Here is a 14,629-nt window from a genome sequence, read left to right as displayed (position 1 = left end):
CGCGACGAAAGGGGCTCCGTCATCTACCCCCCGCCGACAGCCCTCAAGCCGAGCCGCCAGCGGCCGACACAGGTTATCACTTCACGGTCGGGAAGCCGAGGCGAGCGCGAAGGTCCGGATTCAGTTCGACAACGTGGAAACCGGTCGTGACGCAGGCGAACCAGATGTGCCCGGACTCGGGAACATAGCGTACATGCGACGCACACGCGTCGCTTACCTGGTCGTTCAACCCTATCCAGTTTAGCCCGTTGCCACTTAGCGGGGTATCGGGATTCGCACCCGGCTTATAGTAGCCGACTTCAACCGGCTTTGTAGGATCGCGCAAATCAACGATCCTCACTCCGCCAGCGAAGAAGGGGAACAGACCAAGCCTCGTGTTCCTTGCATCGTCGACATCGTTGTAATGCGAGGCAACCGCGCCGAGGCGCTCGGTGATGTCTGGGATTGGGATGAAGCTCGCATAGGGATCCTCCTTCCGAGGAGTAAATCGTATCGCGTCGCAGTTCTCCTTGATATTCATTTGCAGCTTGAACTCGCCGACGACCTTTGGATTCTTCTCGTCCGCGATATTGATGATCCGCGGCCATGTTCCAGGACAGGCGCCCAGTTCGGCCGCACCCACCAGGTGTGGAACTCCGTTGATCGACGCGGGCACGACAGAATGCCAACCGCCTTGCTTGGCTTCGCCGACGAGCCTCATCTTCGGTTGAGAGCGCCCATCGACGATGTCGCTGTTATCGAGAATGTAGACGCTGCCGTTCTCCACAGGCACGTCCCCGGTTTCGGAGGCGACGACAGCCGCGTAGATCCGCCGCTCATCACGGCTGATCGACACTTCATGTGGCGTGAACCCAGCCGTCAATCCATTGGGTCGCGTGGCGCCGAAGCGGCCGAGATAGCGGGGGCGCTTCATGTTGCTGATGTCGAGCACATGCACGCCACCCTTCCCCGAACCGAGTCCGGGCACGACTTCTGTACCGTAGACGCGACGACCGTTGGGAGAGATTGTCACATTGTGGATGTTGGCGGGCCACTTGAACTCGCTCTGCAATTTGGGATTCAGGCAGTTCGAGGCATCGTAGATGCTGAGCCAAGCTGCGTCCTCCTCGCCCCGGCCAGCAATTCCTCCCGAGTAGGCGCCGGCGACGAGAACTTTGCGACCTGGTGCCGCAATCGCGTGCATCGTCTCTACCGCATCGATCGAGCCCCGGTCCCGCAGCAAGCGCACGGGCTTTGGAGCCCGGGGGTCCCTTACGTCGATAACCGCGACGCCCGCTGGCTCGCGGAGGAACAAGGCAGATCGGCTGTTGGCGGTTGCCGGGCCTGTCTGCTTGAAGGTGGATACATAGGCACATTGATCGACCCATGAGAGCTGCAAATTGCCGCCGCGGTTCCAGATGTCCGTGCGACCGACGAGGCGAACGCCAGCATGATAAGGAAGTTTGGACCGGCCGCTCACCACGTCTTCGATCGTGGTTTGGCCCTGAAGCCCGGTTTCGGGGCGATCGCCGGGACCAATGACGACCTGGGAAGACGCCGGCCATCCGCTACACAGACAGGCTAGGCCGAGCGGGGCAACGACCGCGAGCCTCCGAATCTTGGTGGCTGTCACCGCAGTCAGGCGCGAAAGAGCCTCTGTGGTGCGGATCGTCGGTGAACGCCGCGATGCTCTATCGTGCGTCGCCGCCCCGATCTCGACCATGCCCGGCTTCATGACGCCGACCGGTTTGGCGGGCAAATCATCGGCAAGAACAACATTCCCATGCGCTTCGCTTAACATCCGCAACATCTTTCTCTCCTTTGCTTGGTGCGTCCTCAATCTTGCCACAACACATCGTGCGACACAGAGGAATTCGTAGCCCGTTGCGTTCGCCCGGGCGTCGCTGATATCGTCGAAATGAAGCCGGTCGCTGAGACGACGCTGCTTCCGGCCGCGCCTTCCGAAGATGTTGTCCCGGCTGCGGCGCTCACCGCTTGGTCCGCTTCACGAGCTCGGCCGCATAAGCTGGACGGCGCTTCTCGAAAAACGCGGCGACTCCCTCCTGAAACTCAGGCGCGCTGCCTGCAATGACCTGATTGCGGTCCTCCATCGCGATTGCCGCCTCGAGGCTCGGCGCATCAATTGACATCCGAAGGCATTCCTTCGTCAGCCTGAGACCGAGGGGTGACGTCGTCAGCATCGCGTCAAGGAGCGGCTCCGCGGCGACTTCCAAGTCCTCGTCAGCCACCACGCGGCTTACTAGACCCAGCTGCAAGGCTCGTTCGGCATGGATGAAATCCCCCGTCATCATCAGTTCGGCGGCGAGACTCGCCCCGACGAGACGGGGGAGGAAGTATGAAACGCCGATGTCGCATGCCGAAAGGCCGATCCGGACGAATGCCGCGTTCATCCGCGCACTGGCTCCGGCGATGCGGATGTCCGATGCGAGCGCCATGGCGAAGCCGCCGCCGCAGGCGGGACCATGGACCAGACTGACGATCGCTTGGGGGCAATACCGCATCTTCAGGACGATTTCCGAGACCCTCCGCTGGATTGCGAGGTGCGCGGTGGCGTCGAGATCGCCGCCGCCCGTCGCTCCGAGGTCGAGACCCGCGCAGAAGGCGCGTCCTGCCCCCCGCAGCAGCACCACACGGGTGTCGGTATCGCGGGACAGGCTGTCGAAGTACTCGTGTAGCGCCTCGACAAGCTCGGGACTGAGAGCATTCAGCCGATCGGGGCGGTTAAACGTCACCCAATCGACCGCGCCGCGCCGATCGATCTCAAGCGTCATCATCGACGGTCCGGAAGGGTAAGGGCGTCCGCCGAGGCGTCGCCGAGCAGGAGGCCACCATCGACCTCGAGCACCACCCCAGTGATGTAGCGGGCATTGTCGCTCGAAAGGAACAGCGCGGCATCCGCGATGTCGCGCTTTGTGCCGTAGTCCCGCAAGGCAAGACGGCTCTTCAACTTGGCGGTGGCCTCGTCCGACGGAGCAAGCCGGGCCATCCCCTCGGTGTCTCCGATCGGGCCAGGCGAGATGGCGTTGACGCGGATGCCGGCCGGGCCCCACTCCATCGCCAACGTCCCAGTGAGATTGTTGATGCCCGCCTTGGCCGCGCTCGCATGCGCCTGGAACATGACCGGGCGCTTGGCTTGGCCGGCCGTGATCGAGATCACAGACGCACCAGGCTTGCGAAGATGGTCGAACGAGGCTCGGAGCACGTTGAACGTGCCGAGCAGGTCAATCTCGACCACCGTACGGAAGGCGTTGGCCGACAGCCCGGTCGCGGGCGAAAGGAAATTGCCTGCGGCGCCAGAGATGACCACGCTGATCTCGCCCCACTTCTCGGTAGTTGCAGCGAACGCACGCGAAACGGCGTCGAAGTCGCGAACGTCGGCAACCACGCCGATGGCGTCGGCGCCCGTCGCCTTCACGCGCTCAGCCGCGACAGCAATCCGCTCCTCATTGCGGCTGATGACCGCGACGTTGGCGCCCATCTCGCCGAAGCGTTCGGCGATGCCGAGGTTGATGCCCGTGGATCCGCCAGCGACGAAAACGGTCTTGCCCTTGAAGGCGCCCTTACGAAACAGATCCATGATGTTTCCTTTTCGGCGTAGTTAGCCAGCTAGGGGCCGCGACCCCCGTCACATTGTAGAAAGCGAGCGTATGGCGCCGAAGGCATCCCAGTCGCGAACGGCGGCGCAGTTGCGCTGAACGAGGGTGGTCAGAAGCTCGACACCGCGTGCCGAGCGCTCGACGGTACGCGCGGCCGGCACGGTTGCAGCAAGCTGCGCCACGGCCTGAGCGCGGAACATCATTTCCGCCGATGCGAGATCGTAGGCCGGGGAAGCCTTGGCGAGTTCAGCTGCATGCTCCGCGATCCAGCGTCGATCGTGCTGGCGCCGCATGTCGACGGGCACGCTGCCCGTCAGGAAGTAGGCCAAATCGAACTGCGGGCTCCCGACCCCGGTCATCCCCCAATCGATGAGCCACGCCTTGATCCCGGACGGGCCCGCCTCGAACAAGATGTTGTCGACGCGCGGGTCGCCGTGCAGCACCGTCTTGGTGCCGACGGGCAGGTTCACCCAATCAAGATAAAGCTGCTCGAACCTGTCGATCAGCTCGTAATCGCAGGCGTCAACGGCGCTGCCGAGGAATTCCTTGAGCGCTGCGGCGCCTATCCGGTACGAATCATGAAACATTGCCGCACGGGGCTGGCGATCGAACAGCCAGTCACTCGGCTCCGTTCCGAGGAACTTGGCGTGGAGGTGTGACAGCGCCCGTACCACCGCGTCCGCTTCCTCGACCGAAGCGCCCCTGACCTGGTCGCCTGGCGTGGTTCGCGTCGAGAGATCTTCGAGGACGATGTTGGTGGCGCCCGTGTCGGGATTGGTCGCGGCGAAATATACCTTCGGCGCCGAGATGTCCGGATGGTCGCGCAGGAAGCTGTAGGTGTTGATCTCACGCTCATAGAAGCCCACCCGCTTGTTCGCAGCGTCGATCTCGGGGGTTGACCGGTTGAACTTGCAGAAAAGCGTGGTGGGATAGTTTTCGGGGTCGGCATTGTAATGCAGGACGACGCGAGCAGTCTCGCTCAGCGTGCCGTTGCCGATACGATCCACCGACTGGAGCACTCCAACGCGCGGGGTGCTCTTGTCGACAGAGGTTAAGATATCCTGGATCCAGTCGGTATCGATACTGCTCAGCGACGGCAGGATGGCGGGCTCGCGCGCCTCCCGCTCCGCACCGTCGCGACCCCACAGGCCGGGAATGTAGCCGGAATTCCAGCAGTGCGACAGGCGCCCTTCCTCCACCCGGAACACCTCAATGCCGCAGAGCTCCCGCTCACCCCCCTCCCGGATCGTCATGTTCCAGACTGAGCAGACATGATGCTCGTCGGCGACCAGCACCTCATGGGTGAAGAAGGGAAGCCTTGTCCGCTGCGCCGCGACGCGCGCGATCTGCTGATCGTGCGTGAGGCTCGTAACCTCATTAGCGTCGTGCCGGACGATAGGACTCGCACAGATTTCGCGGATCAGTTCCAGGTTCCCGTTGTTCCAGACTTCTTCCCAGTACAGGTTGATGAGTTCGATGCCCGAGCGATGCATATGAGGATCCTTGATGCTAAACTGAATATACTGGGACAGATACGGGTTGCGCGCGCCGCTTCACCGCGAAAAGGGGCGTCCGAGGTAATCTTCCAGGTCGCGCGCGTACCTGCGGGCGACGATGCAACCCTCGCCTTGAACGCCAGACGGCGATTCCGGCGGGGTCGCTTACTCATCTGGCCTCCTGTGCCGCCACCACCATGGCTGTCGTCAGGCCGGCGACCCACTCATCCCGCTGGTCAAATTTCCCGACCCACCTCTGTGGGTGTTTTACCATCAAACCCCGCGATCAAACATCTAACTGATTTGAGCTTGCAGGATCGCTCATCCGAACGACCCTGCCCGCATGGCGCTCGCTCGGATCAGAAGGAGCGGCTGAGGCGCGCGCCCCACGTCCTGGGGGCACCCCAGTGACCGATATATCCAAACCCGAAATTACCCGTAAGAGTCTTGTATGCCTTGTTGCCCAAATTGTTGACGAACAGCGACAGCGTGGTTTTCCTGTCCACATCGGAGATCGTCGCGTTTAGGTCAACCACGGTGTAAGGCCGTTGTCGGTCAAGGGCGTCGAGGTTGAAGTAGGAGAAGACGACGGTCGAATTGTGCCGCGCACTTGCGGTGAGTTCTAGCTCGTTCAACAGTTCTCCGCCAAGATCGAAACGCTTGGATGCACTCGCGTTAACGGTCCACTTCGGCGCGAAATTCAACGTCTTTCCAGCGAGATCGTAGGGGACGAGCGTCAGCGGCTCCGTCGAGGTGAACTCCGTGAACTCCGTGTGCACGTATGTGGGCGCAAGGGTGAAGGTGAGGTCGGGGACTGGGCTGTATCGGATCTCAAGTTCGGCGCCATACGCCTTCGCTTGCGCATTGTCCGTGAGGACGCCGTTCGGGGGAACCAACTTTTCGACCTGCAGGCCCGAATAGTCATAGTAGAAGGCCGCGAAGTTAGCAGTCAGTTTGCCGTTGAGCAGGCGGGACTTCACGCCAAGCTCGTAGGAATCGAGCGTCTCCGGTCCAAAAGCCGGCGCGGAGCCATCGCTTGCCGGCACGTTGCCGCCGCCGCCCTTGTAGCCGCGGCTCCACTGGATGTAGCTCTGGATTTCTGGCGTGAAATCATATTGAAGGGCAACCTTTGGGAGCAACTTGGTTTTTTTGATGGTGCCGCCCGCGACTGCTACCGTAGGGATGAGGGGTTCAAGGCCCGAAAGCGACTCATACTCATTCTTGTCGTAATTGAGGCGCATACCCACATTCAGCCTCAAGGCGTCCGTGAACGAATAGGTCGCGTCGAAGTATGCCGCAAAATTGTCCACTTTGGCTTGCTGGCCAAGATTTTGCGTCAGGACCGCCGCCGGATCCGGATTCTCGATGATGACATCTATAACACTCTTATATTCCTCGTGGTAATAGAAGGCCCCGAGGATGAAATTAAATTTATCGAAATTTCCGAACAGGTTGAACTCCTGGCTTATCGATTCGGATCGACGCGGATAAATCGCCGTATAGTAGTAGGGAAATGCGGTGCCATCGTTGTCGTTGGCGGTCCGCGTCTTCCCAAGGATATAGTTCGTCAGAGACTTGACGGTGATCGCATCGGACGCCTCCCACGTCACGCCTGCCTGGCCGATGAGCAGCTTGTTTACCGCACTGTGCGGGCGATTCGAGATCGCCTTCCAAGGCTCATTCGTCCAATCCACCCCTTCGACCCCGAGGCTGATCGGCCCAACCGAGCTCTGGTCGATCTTGGCCGCATTGTCCTCATCATAGCGGAGCGACAGGTCCACCGTCAGGCTAGACGTAGGTGTCAGGCGCAGCGCGACACGGCCATATTTGGCGTCCGTTCCGCCGCCAATACGCTCCACCACGTTAAGGGGCCTGAGGATGTTTTCGACCGGGCCATCCTGCTTCTCACGTCCGCCGCTGAGCCTGATCTGCACGCCATCGGAGAGTGGCCCTGAGACAAACCCGCTTATACCGACCTGATTGCGGCCTCCTACAATAGCGTCGATGCGCCCCGTCCACGTCTTGGTTGGGCTAGCGGAGATGAAGTTGACCGCACCGCCCGTAGCATTGCGGCCATAGAGAGTCCCTTGCGGCCCGCGCAGGACTTCGACGCGATCGAGGTCGACCGCGCGCAGGGTTCCCATGAAAGGCCGGGGCAAATAGGCGCCATCCGAATAGATCGCGACCGTCGGTTCGGACGAACCAGCCACAAGGGTCGAGCCGACGCCGCGGATAGTCACAATGGTGTTGCCGAAGTTGGGGACGAACACCAATCCAGGAATCACATTGGCCAGGGCTATGGTATCAGTGACGCCCCGGCTGAGAAGGGTGTCGCCACTCACGGCGGTGATCGAAGCGGGAATATCCTGAACGCTGACGCTGCGCCTCAGCGCGGTCACGACGATGTCGGAGCCGTCATTGCCGCCACTCGACGGCGGGGCCTGAGGCTCTGACGCGGCCGACCCGGGCTCGGTTGCGCCGGCACCCGCAGCCACGGGAGTCTGAGCCCCTGCACCAGACGCTGCCAGCGCACATGAGAAAAGTATAAACGCGCCGCTCGACACACCCCAAAAATTCATATCATCCTCCCAGTGTTTCCATACGCACTAGCCGCACTGAGGATATAGTCAATCGTTTAGTTATCTCGTCATCCGGTGCGTTGGCTCTGTTGCAAAGATTGGCGGCAGTCAGAGGTAGGCTGTCGCTCTGCGCCGATCAGGCGGCTGCTGCGAAATGGTGGTTGAGCATGCCCATGGCCTCCGTCAGCGCCGAGGGCCCAATGCCAAAAGCTCTCTCCACAAGGCGCACCTCGCCCCTGATGCCGGGCTGCAGGCACCAGGGGCGAGCCTGTCCTTTGCGCAGGGCTCGCATGACTTCGAATCCCTTGATCGTGGCATAGGCCGTGGGGATCGATTTGAAACCGCGCACCGGCTTGATCAGTATCTTGAGCTTTCCGTGATCGGCCTCGATCACGTTATTGAGATACTTCACCTGCCGGTGGGCCGTCTCCCGGTCCAGCTTTCCTTCGCGCTTCAATTCGGTGATCGCTGCACCATAGCTCGGCGCTTTGTCGGTATTGAGCGTGGCAGGCTTTTCCCAGTGCTTCAGGCCTCGCAGGGCCTTGCCCAGGAACCGCTTCGCTGCCTTGGCGCTGCGGGTCGGCGACAGGTAGAAATCGATCGTGTCGCCCCGCTTGTCGACTGCCCGGTACAGGTAGGTCCACTTGCCCCGCACCTTGACGTAGGTTTCATCCAGGCGCCAGCTCGGATCAAAGCCACGCCGCCAGAACCAGCGCAGCCGCTTCTCCATCTCCGGGGCGTAGCACTGGACCCAGCGATAGATCGTCGTATGGTCGACCGAAATGCCGCGTTCCGCCAGCATTTCCTCAAGGTCGCGATAGCTGATCGGATAGCGACAATACCAGCGCACCGCCCACAGGATCACATCACCCTGGAAATGGCGCCACTTGAAATCCGTCATCGTTCCGTCCGTCCAATCTCCGCCAAGCATGCTCAAGCTTCACGATTTTTGCAACAGAGCCCACCGACGATGCGGTGCTGATGTTCGACCGCCTGCTGGGTCAGATGTTTCGGCGCGAGCAGAACAGCGCAGACACAGCGCTCAAGCGCGACCGGCGCAACATCAACGGTAAGATCCGGCTACTTGCCCGGCTCGGCGATGCCCTGCTCACTGCCAAGGTGTCGGGCGGCGACATCGGCGCCGCGGTCGAGGCCGTAGTTGGATGGGATGATCTTGGCCGTGAAGTCGATGAAGCCCGCAAGCTGATCCGCCCCGATGCCGTCGATCCCGTTACCGTCGCCGCAACCAACTACCCCGTTCTCGGGGGCGTTTGCGGGAGGGGGCGGAATCCTACGCTCTCATGACCGTCATTTTGGAAGCGGAGCCGCACAGAACCTACACCAAAACTGAGGTCCGGTGTAATTGAAACTGATGATGCACCTGATGGGTGTGCCGCGAGCCGATCGACGACGATTGATCATGCTCTCATCCGCGGATTGACTACCGCATTTCCCATTTCCGTCGTGGGCCTTCCTCTCTCTAAGCACGGGCATCGGTCGAAACCTGCCCCAACGTACGCCGAGGGTTACCCATCTTGCCTGGTCTTCGCGGCACGCCCATCAGGTCCAATAACTTGAGATGCCGTCGTCATGCGGGCTGCATACGTCGCCCGATGTCCCAGACAAATCCCACCAATTCGCGAGCGATCGCCGTGATGACCTTCGGCAAGGGCTTCCCGGACGCAGCCAACATCCGGTAGCGCTGGCACAGTCGGACTTGTGCTTTCCAGGCGATGGCTTTGACTTCATCCGGCAGTCCCTCGACCCGGGCTCGATAGCGGCGTTCTTCCCGCGCTGGCAGTCGATAGGACCAGGCCGCCTCCACCAACATTGCTCGCGCTTCGCGGTTGCCGGTCTTCGTTATTGCGCCTCGGCGCGTCCGGGCACCACTCGACGCTTCAGACGGGACCAGCCCCAGCCAACCCATGAGCTGTTTTGGGGTATCGAACCGACCAAGGTCGCCTATTTCTGCAACTAAGGTGGCGGCGACAATCAAGCCGACACCCCGCAAGGCCTGCAGAGCCTGAACCAACGGCGCCAGCGACCAATAGGGCAATGCCTCCACCAGCATTGCATCCAGTCGGTCGCAGCGCTGCTGTGCTTCCTCGATCCGGCGGATGCTCTCGCCGAATACGAATTGCTGGTGAGGTGCATCAAACGCCTGCTCACCGAGCCAGCGCCAGTGCGCCTTGGTCCAATTGGATCGACCGGCGAACTTGCGCCCATGGCGCAGAAGGAAGCTCAACAACATCTGCCGGCCAGCAACCAAATCGTGTTTCGCCTGGCGTCGCCCACGAATCAGATCACGGATAGCCTCGTGTGCCTCGTCCGGGACCCAGATCGCCGTCAATTCACCAGACCGTAGCAATCGGGCGAGCGTCATCGCGTCACGTCGGTCGGTCTTTATCCGGTCCGCAGGTTTGCGCGGCATGACCGATGGCGCAATCACGCTACATTCCGCCCCCAGATCGACTAACTGACGATGAATTCCGTAGCCACAGCCGCCTGCTTCATAACAGAAATGCAGCGCGACATCCGGGCTGCTCAGTCGGGCCACCAGACGCCGGATCGAATCCTGCGTGTTGGGTATGGTCCCGTAGAACCGGATTTCTCCAGTCCGACCGTCATCGGCGAGCGCAACTGCAATCGTCTCTTTATGGACATCGAGACCGACAAACTTGCTGATCGACATTGTCCTTCTCCTTCCTGACAAGCTGAGCTTACGCCCCACCTGCCTCGAAGCGCGAGGCGAATGACGGTCATTGGGTCTAAGGATTTGGGCCAGCGATATTCCCCGGTTAGATTGATGTGTTCCCATCCCAACGGCGAGACGTGGGCGAGTAGATCAGGCGCGATATGGGTACCGCTGGCGGCCCGGGTATTGACGACCTCGCCGAGCTTCATGGTGTTCCAGAATATGATGATGGCGGCGAGCAGGTTCATTCCGGCGATGCGATAGTGCTGGCCTTCGCCGGATCGATCCCGGATTTCACCTCGGCGGTGGAAGCTGATGGCGCGCTTTAGGGCGTGGTGGGCCTCACCCTTGTTGAGGCCGATCTGAGCCTGGCGCTGGAGGCCGGCATCAAGAATCCAGTCGATCATGAACAGGGTTCGCTCGATGCGGCCCACCTCTCGCAATGCGAGGGCCAGCTCATTCTGGCGCGGGTAAGAGGCGAGCTTGCGAAGAATCTGGCTGGGGGCGACGATCCCCGCTGCGATCGTCGCCATGATGCGCGGGATGTCGGGCCAGTTGCGCTCGATGAGCGGTTCATTGATCTTACCTCCGACCAGCGCTCGCACATTGGCCGGCGTCGCGTTGGGCGTGAAGGCATAGAGTCTTTTCTGAGGGAGATCGCGGATACGGGGGGCGAACCTGTAGCCGAGCAAGGCGCAGGCGGCGAACACATGATCGGTGAAGCCGCCCGTGTCGGCAAAATGCTGGCGAACGCGGCGGCCCGCGTCATTCATGAGCAGCCCGTCCAGGATATAGGGAGCCTCGCTGACCGTTGCCGGGATCACCTGGGTTGCGAACGGCGCATATTGATCGGACACATGGCTGTATCCCTTGAGGCCCGGGACGTTGCCATATTTCGCGTTGATCAGATTCATCGCCTCGCCCTGCTCGGTAGCAAGGAAGAACTGCCCGTCGCTGGATGCCGATTGCCCTTGTCCCCAGAAGGCGGCCATGGGCAGGGCGGCGTGGGCCTCCACGATCATGGCGAGCGCCCGATCATAGGCGCTGCCTTCGACATGCCAGCGCGCGATCCGCAGCAATTCCCAGAAGCTGTGCGTGTTGGTCGCCGCCGCCATCTTGCGCAAACCGAGATTGACGCCTTCCGCCAGCAACACGTTCATCAGGCCGATCCGGTCGCTGCAGGGCGCGCCGGTGCGCAGATGCGTGAACGCCTCGGAAAATCCGGTTCGCTCATCGACTTCCAGCAACAGATCGGTGATCCTCGCGGGCGGGAGCTGTTGATAGAGATCGAGCACGAGATCCTCGGCCCCTTCGGGCGTGTCGGCCCTCAGCTTGTCGATGTGCAGCTTGCCGTTCTCGATGATGCCGCCTGGGATCGTGCCGGTTCGCGCCGCGCGGCCAAACTCCTTCAGCCGTGTATCCAGTCGAGCCCTGCGCTCGGCCAGCCATTCGCCGGGTCGCAGCGGCACGGCGAGCCGCGCGGTCTGCTCTATCGCCTGTGGCGGGACCAGAAGCTGCTTGAGGTCGCCATAGCGGCGCGATCCCGCCAACCATATGTCACCGGACCGGAAGGCGTCGCGGATGTGGAACAGCACCGCGATTTCCCAAAGCCGGTGGTCGCCGCTGGGCTCAGCGCGAAGATGACGATGCCATTTCGAGTTGGGACGTAGAAAATCCACCGGCGGATCGACCTTGATCCCGTTACGCAGCATCGCAACGGCCGCCAGAAGAGGCGTGGCGATCGGCGCCGCCTGCATGTCGAGCAGGCGCAGCATCCTGGGCGCGTAGAGGCGGAAACGGTGATAGCCGTCCAGCACACGGCTGAGCGGGTCGGCCGCGAGCACGTTGGTCAGCGCGGAGGCCGTGGCGACAAGGGTTCTGAACCGTTCCCAGCCAGGCCCGGTGGCGATTATCCCGTCCAGGGCCGTGCCATCGTCCTGCGCTCCAAGCAAAGCACCACCGATTTCGGCAAAGGACTTCAGCGTGTCCCGAACGGCCGCCTTTTCGTCGGCGATCCTGGTGTTGCAAAGGCGTTCGGAGGCCCGATAGAGACGGCCTACGATGCGATCGTGGGTCTCCACGATGACATCGGCCAGCGATGACCGCCATTCCAGGGTGCAGACAGCGAGGATCGCAAGCCGCCTGTCTTCGGGCAGATCACGCATGCCGTCGGCGTAATAGCGCTCGCCCTGCCGGCGAAGCCGGGTCACACGATGCGCCGGCACGCCGTCCAGCAAATCCGCCGGAAGATCGAACCTTTGAAGATATTCCAGTCGATCCATCAGCCGGTTAGCGGCTGCTGAATTTGCGCCAACCTCGAACTGTCGCAGCCATACGAAGCGCGTGACGCGACCATCCACCGTATCCTCCAACAGGTGAGCCAAATTCTCGCTCAGGGTTGGCGTGATGCGATGGGCGATAAGATCCTCGATCCGGCGCTCGGCCTCAACCAGCGCATCGGCGCAAAGGCGCTCGATCGTCGAGGAGCCGGGAAGGATCGTGCGGGTGCGGCGACACTCCGCAACGAAGCGACGGGCAAGATCCTCATTCGATGTCGCCGCCTCGGCTTCCCGAGCGATCCATTCGCGCAAATCCCGTGCGCCCCGCCCCGAAAAGGAGCGATAGCCGTAGATTCGGCGAAGGTCCGCCAGATGCTCGTGCCGGGTCTCCTCGCGCGCGGCATAGAGGAGTAGATCGTCGCTGGTCAGGCCGAGCTGGGCCGCGATGAAATCCGATACCTGCGCCGGGATCAACTCGCCAGGAGCGAGCACCCGGCCCGGGTAGCGCAGGACGCACAGTTGCAGCGCGAAGCCAAAACGATTGTGGGCGCGCCGGCGCTGGCGGATATGCCCGAGATCCTCATCGCTGAGGGTATAGTGCCGCAGCAGCTCACCTTGATCGACCGGCAAGTGAAGCAGCGCCTCGCGCTGTCGATCGGTCAGGGTCACGCGACGCGGCATACATGCTCCTTATTCTTTCCGAGCTACGGTTTGAGATAGCTTGATTGAGATGCTGGTTAAGATACACAATAGCCCAATCTTATGTGCTCATGTTCGTCACCGCCTCAAACCTTCGTTTGTGATCCATGCTGATCGGCTACGCCCGCGTGTCCAAAGCCGACGGCTCGCAGTCGCTCGACCTGCAGCACGATGCCCTTCGCGCTGCCGGTGTCGAGCCAGGCAATATCTATGATGATCGTGCATCCGGTAGCCGTGATGATCGCCCCGGTCTTGCCGCCTGCCTGAAATCGTTGCGCGACGGCGATGTCCTCATCGTTTGGAAGCTCGACCGGCTCGGCCGAACGCTCACCCACCTGGTCAGCACGGTGCAGAATCTGTCGGATCGCGGTATCGGTCTGCGGGTGCTCACCGGCAAGGGCGCGCAGATCGACACCACGACGCCATCGGGCCGGATGGTGTTCGGCATTTTTGCCACACTGGCGGAGTTTGAGCGGGATATGATCCGCGAGCGCACCATGGCTGGCCTGGCCGCTGCCCGCGCGCGGGGACGCAAGGGTGGCCGCAAGTTCGCCCTCTCCAAGGCCCAGGTGCGGCTCGCTCAGGCTGCTATGGCCCAACGCGACACGTCCGTTTCCGACCTCTGCAAGGAACTCGGGATCGAGCGCGTCACTCTCTACCGCTATGTCGGTCCCAACGGGGAACTCCGGGATTACGGTCAGCGCGTGCTTGCTGCCAAAACGCGATGATGATGACGGGAGCCCCGATCAAACTTACCCAAGCGGACGCCGCAGACGTTGCAGACCTGTACAACCGTTGCAGCGACTATTTCCTGTTGCAGGACGGGGCCGCGCCCACGCTGGACGATGCTCGCGAGCTTTTCTCCGATGTGCCGCCCGAAAAGAGCGCCCACAATCAAGCTGTCCTGGGATGGAAGGGGCCTGGCGGCCTATATGCAATCGCGGCCATCCTCCGCGATTATCCGCGTGATGGCACATGGTATCTCGGCTTCATGATCGTAGATGCCGCACAGCGTGGTCGTGGCGTCGGACGCTCAATTTACTCGACGGTCGAAAGCTGGGCCGCTGCGAGAGGTGCCACAGAGATTCGGTTGGCCGTGCTGGAAGCGAATGAAGCGGCAGAGCGATTTTGGCGTTCTCTCGGCTTCATTGAGTATCGGCGCGTTGGGCCAGACACCTTCAAAATGCGTAGCCATCGCCGGATAGAACTGAGCCGTCGCCTTTCTGGCGCGACCGTAGAAGGCAGCAACAAGTAAGATCTCGCGCCGGCTATCTGGGCGAGCTTG

9 protein-coding genes and 2 pseudogenes are annotated in these 14,629 nt (G+C 61.7%); 3 read left to right on the top strand and 8 right to left on the bottom strand.

Translation table 11 applies throughout. The features are described 5' to 3' along the window. Window positions 1-76: 76 nt before the first annotated feature. From HH800_RS27975 to HH800_RS27950, 6 genes are all read right to left on the bottom strand, one after another. Window positions 77-1,789 carry an LVIVD repeat-containing protein gene (locus HH800_RS27975; protein ID WP_169863543.1) on the bottom strand — a complete coding sequence of 571 codons (1,713 nt, stop codon included), beginning with the start codon at window positions 1,787-1,789 and terminating at the stop codon, window positions 77-79. 178 nt (window positions 1,790-1,967) lie between these two features. After that, window positions 1,968-2,774, bottom strand: a complete 807-nt coding sequence (locus tag HH800_RS27970; protein ID WP_006949678.1) for an enoyl-CoA hydratase/isomerase family protein — start codon at window positions 2,772-2,774, stop codon at window positions 1,968-1,970. Then, on the bottom strand, window positions 2,771-3,577 hold the full coding sequence (locus HH800_RS27965; RefSeq protein WP_169863542.1) for an SDR family oxidoreductase: 807 nt from the start codon (window positions 3,575-3,577) through the stop codon (window positions 2,771-2,773). The genes HH800_RS27970 and HH800_RS27965 overlap by 4 nt, the downstream gene beginning before the upstream one ends. A gap of 48 nt (window positions 3,578-3,625) precedes the next feature. Then, window positions 3,626-5,089 carry a phosphotransferase gene (locus HH800_RS27960; RefSeq protein ID WP_010408992.1) on the bottom strand — a complete coding sequence of 488 codons (1,464 nt, stop codon included), beginning with the start codon at window positions 5,087-5,089 and terminating at the stop codon, window positions 3,626-3,628. Between the two features lie 362 nt (window positions 5,090-5,451). After that, window positions 5,452-7,587, bottom strand: a complete 2,136-nt coding sequence (locus HH800_RS27955; protein WP_169863541.1) for a TonB-dependent receptor — start codon at window positions 7,585-7,587, stop codon at window positions 5,452-5,454. Window positions 7,588-7,807: 220 nt separating this feature from the next. After that, on the bottom strand, window positions 7,808-8,572 hold the full coding sequence (locus HH800_RS27950) for an IS6-like element IS6100 family transposase (protein ID WP_001389365.1): 765 nt from the start codon (window positions 8,570-8,572) through the stop codon (window positions 7,808-7,810). A 62-nt stretch (window positions 8,573-8,634) separates the two neighbouring features. Between HH800_RS27950 and HH800_RS27945 the strand changes: the two are divergent. Continuing rightward, window positions 8,635-8,934 (top strand): annotated as a pseudogene (locus HH800_RS27945) (Tn3 family transposase); the annotation flags it as partial. Window positions 8,935-9,259: 325 nt separating this feature from the next. Here the strand turns inward: HH800_RS27945 and HH800_RS27940 are convergent. Together HH800_RS27940 and HH800_RS27935 are read right to left on the bottom strand one after the other, a co-directional pair. Next, entirely contained in the window at window positions 9,260-10,363 is a 1,104-nt protein-coding gene (locus HH800_RS27940; RefSeq protein WP_015063481.1) for an IS110 family transposase, read from the bottom strand. A gap of 83 nt (window positions 10,364-10,446) precedes the next feature. Next, window positions 10,447-13,326, bottom strand: a pseudogene (locus tag HH800_RS27935) (Tn3 family transposase); the annotation flags it as partial. Between the two features lie 125 nt (window positions 13,327-13,451). Here HH800_RS27935 and HH800_RS27930 point away from each other — a divergent pair. After that, on the top strand, window positions 13,452-14,072 hold the full coding sequence (locus tag HH800_RS27930) for a recombinase family protein (protein ID WP_008832583.1): 621 nt from the start codon (window positions 13,452-13,454) through the stop codon (window positions 14,070-14,072). Further along, window positions 14,069-14,599 carry a GNAT family N-acetyltransferase gene (locus HH800_RS29545; protein WP_007686150.1) on the top strand — a complete coding sequence of 177 codons (531 nt, stop codon included), beginning with the start codon at window positions 14,069-14,071 and terminating at the stop codon, window positions 14,597-14,599. Before HH800_RS27930 ends, HH800_RS29545 begins: the two co-directional genes overlap by 4 nt. The last annotated feature ends 30 nt before the right edge of the window (window positions 14,600-14,629 follow it).

Source organism: Sphingobium yanoikuyae (genome assembly GCF_013001025.1).
GTDB lineage: Bacteria > Pseudomonadota > Alphaproteobacteria > Sphingomonadales > Sphingomonadaceae > Sphingobium > Sphingobium yanoikuyae_A.
The sequence above is the reverse complement of the archived record's forward strand: the minus strand, read 5'-3'. Positions and strand labels throughout refer to the sequence as shown.

Coding starts and splice junctions, on each gene's coding strand:
- HH800_RS27975 (WP_169863543.1), bottom strand. CDS start 1,789: ATGTTGCGGATGTTAAGCGAAGCGCATGGGAATGTTGTTCTTGCCGAT.
- HH800_RS27970 (WP_006949678.1), bottom strand. CDS start 2,774: ATGATGACGCTTGAGATCGATCGGCGCGGCGCGGTCGATTGGGTGACG.
- HH800_RS27965 (WP_169863542.1), bottom strand. CDS start 3,577: ATGGATCTGTTTCGTAAGGGCGCCTTCAAGGGCAAGACCGTTTTCGTC.
- HH800_RS27960 (WP_010408992.1), bottom strand. CDS start 5,089: ATGCATCGCTCGGGCATCGAACTCATCAACCTGTACTGGGAAGAAGTC.
- HH800_RS27950 (WP_001389365.1), bottom strand. CDS start 8,572: ATGACGGATTTCAAGTGGCGCCATTTCCAGGGTGATGTGATCCTGTGG.
- HH800_RS27940 (WP_015063481.1), bottom strand. CDS start 10,363: ATGTCGATCAGCAAGTTTGTCGGTCTCGATGTCCATAAAGAGACGATT.
- HH800_RS27930 (WP_008832583.1), top strand. CDS start 13,452: ATGCTGATCGGCTACGCCCGCGTGTCCAAAGCCGACGGCTCGCAGTCG.
- HH800_RS29545 (WP_007686150.1), top strand. CDS start 14,069: ATGATGATGACGGGAGCCCCGATCAAACTTACCCAAGCGGACGCCGCA.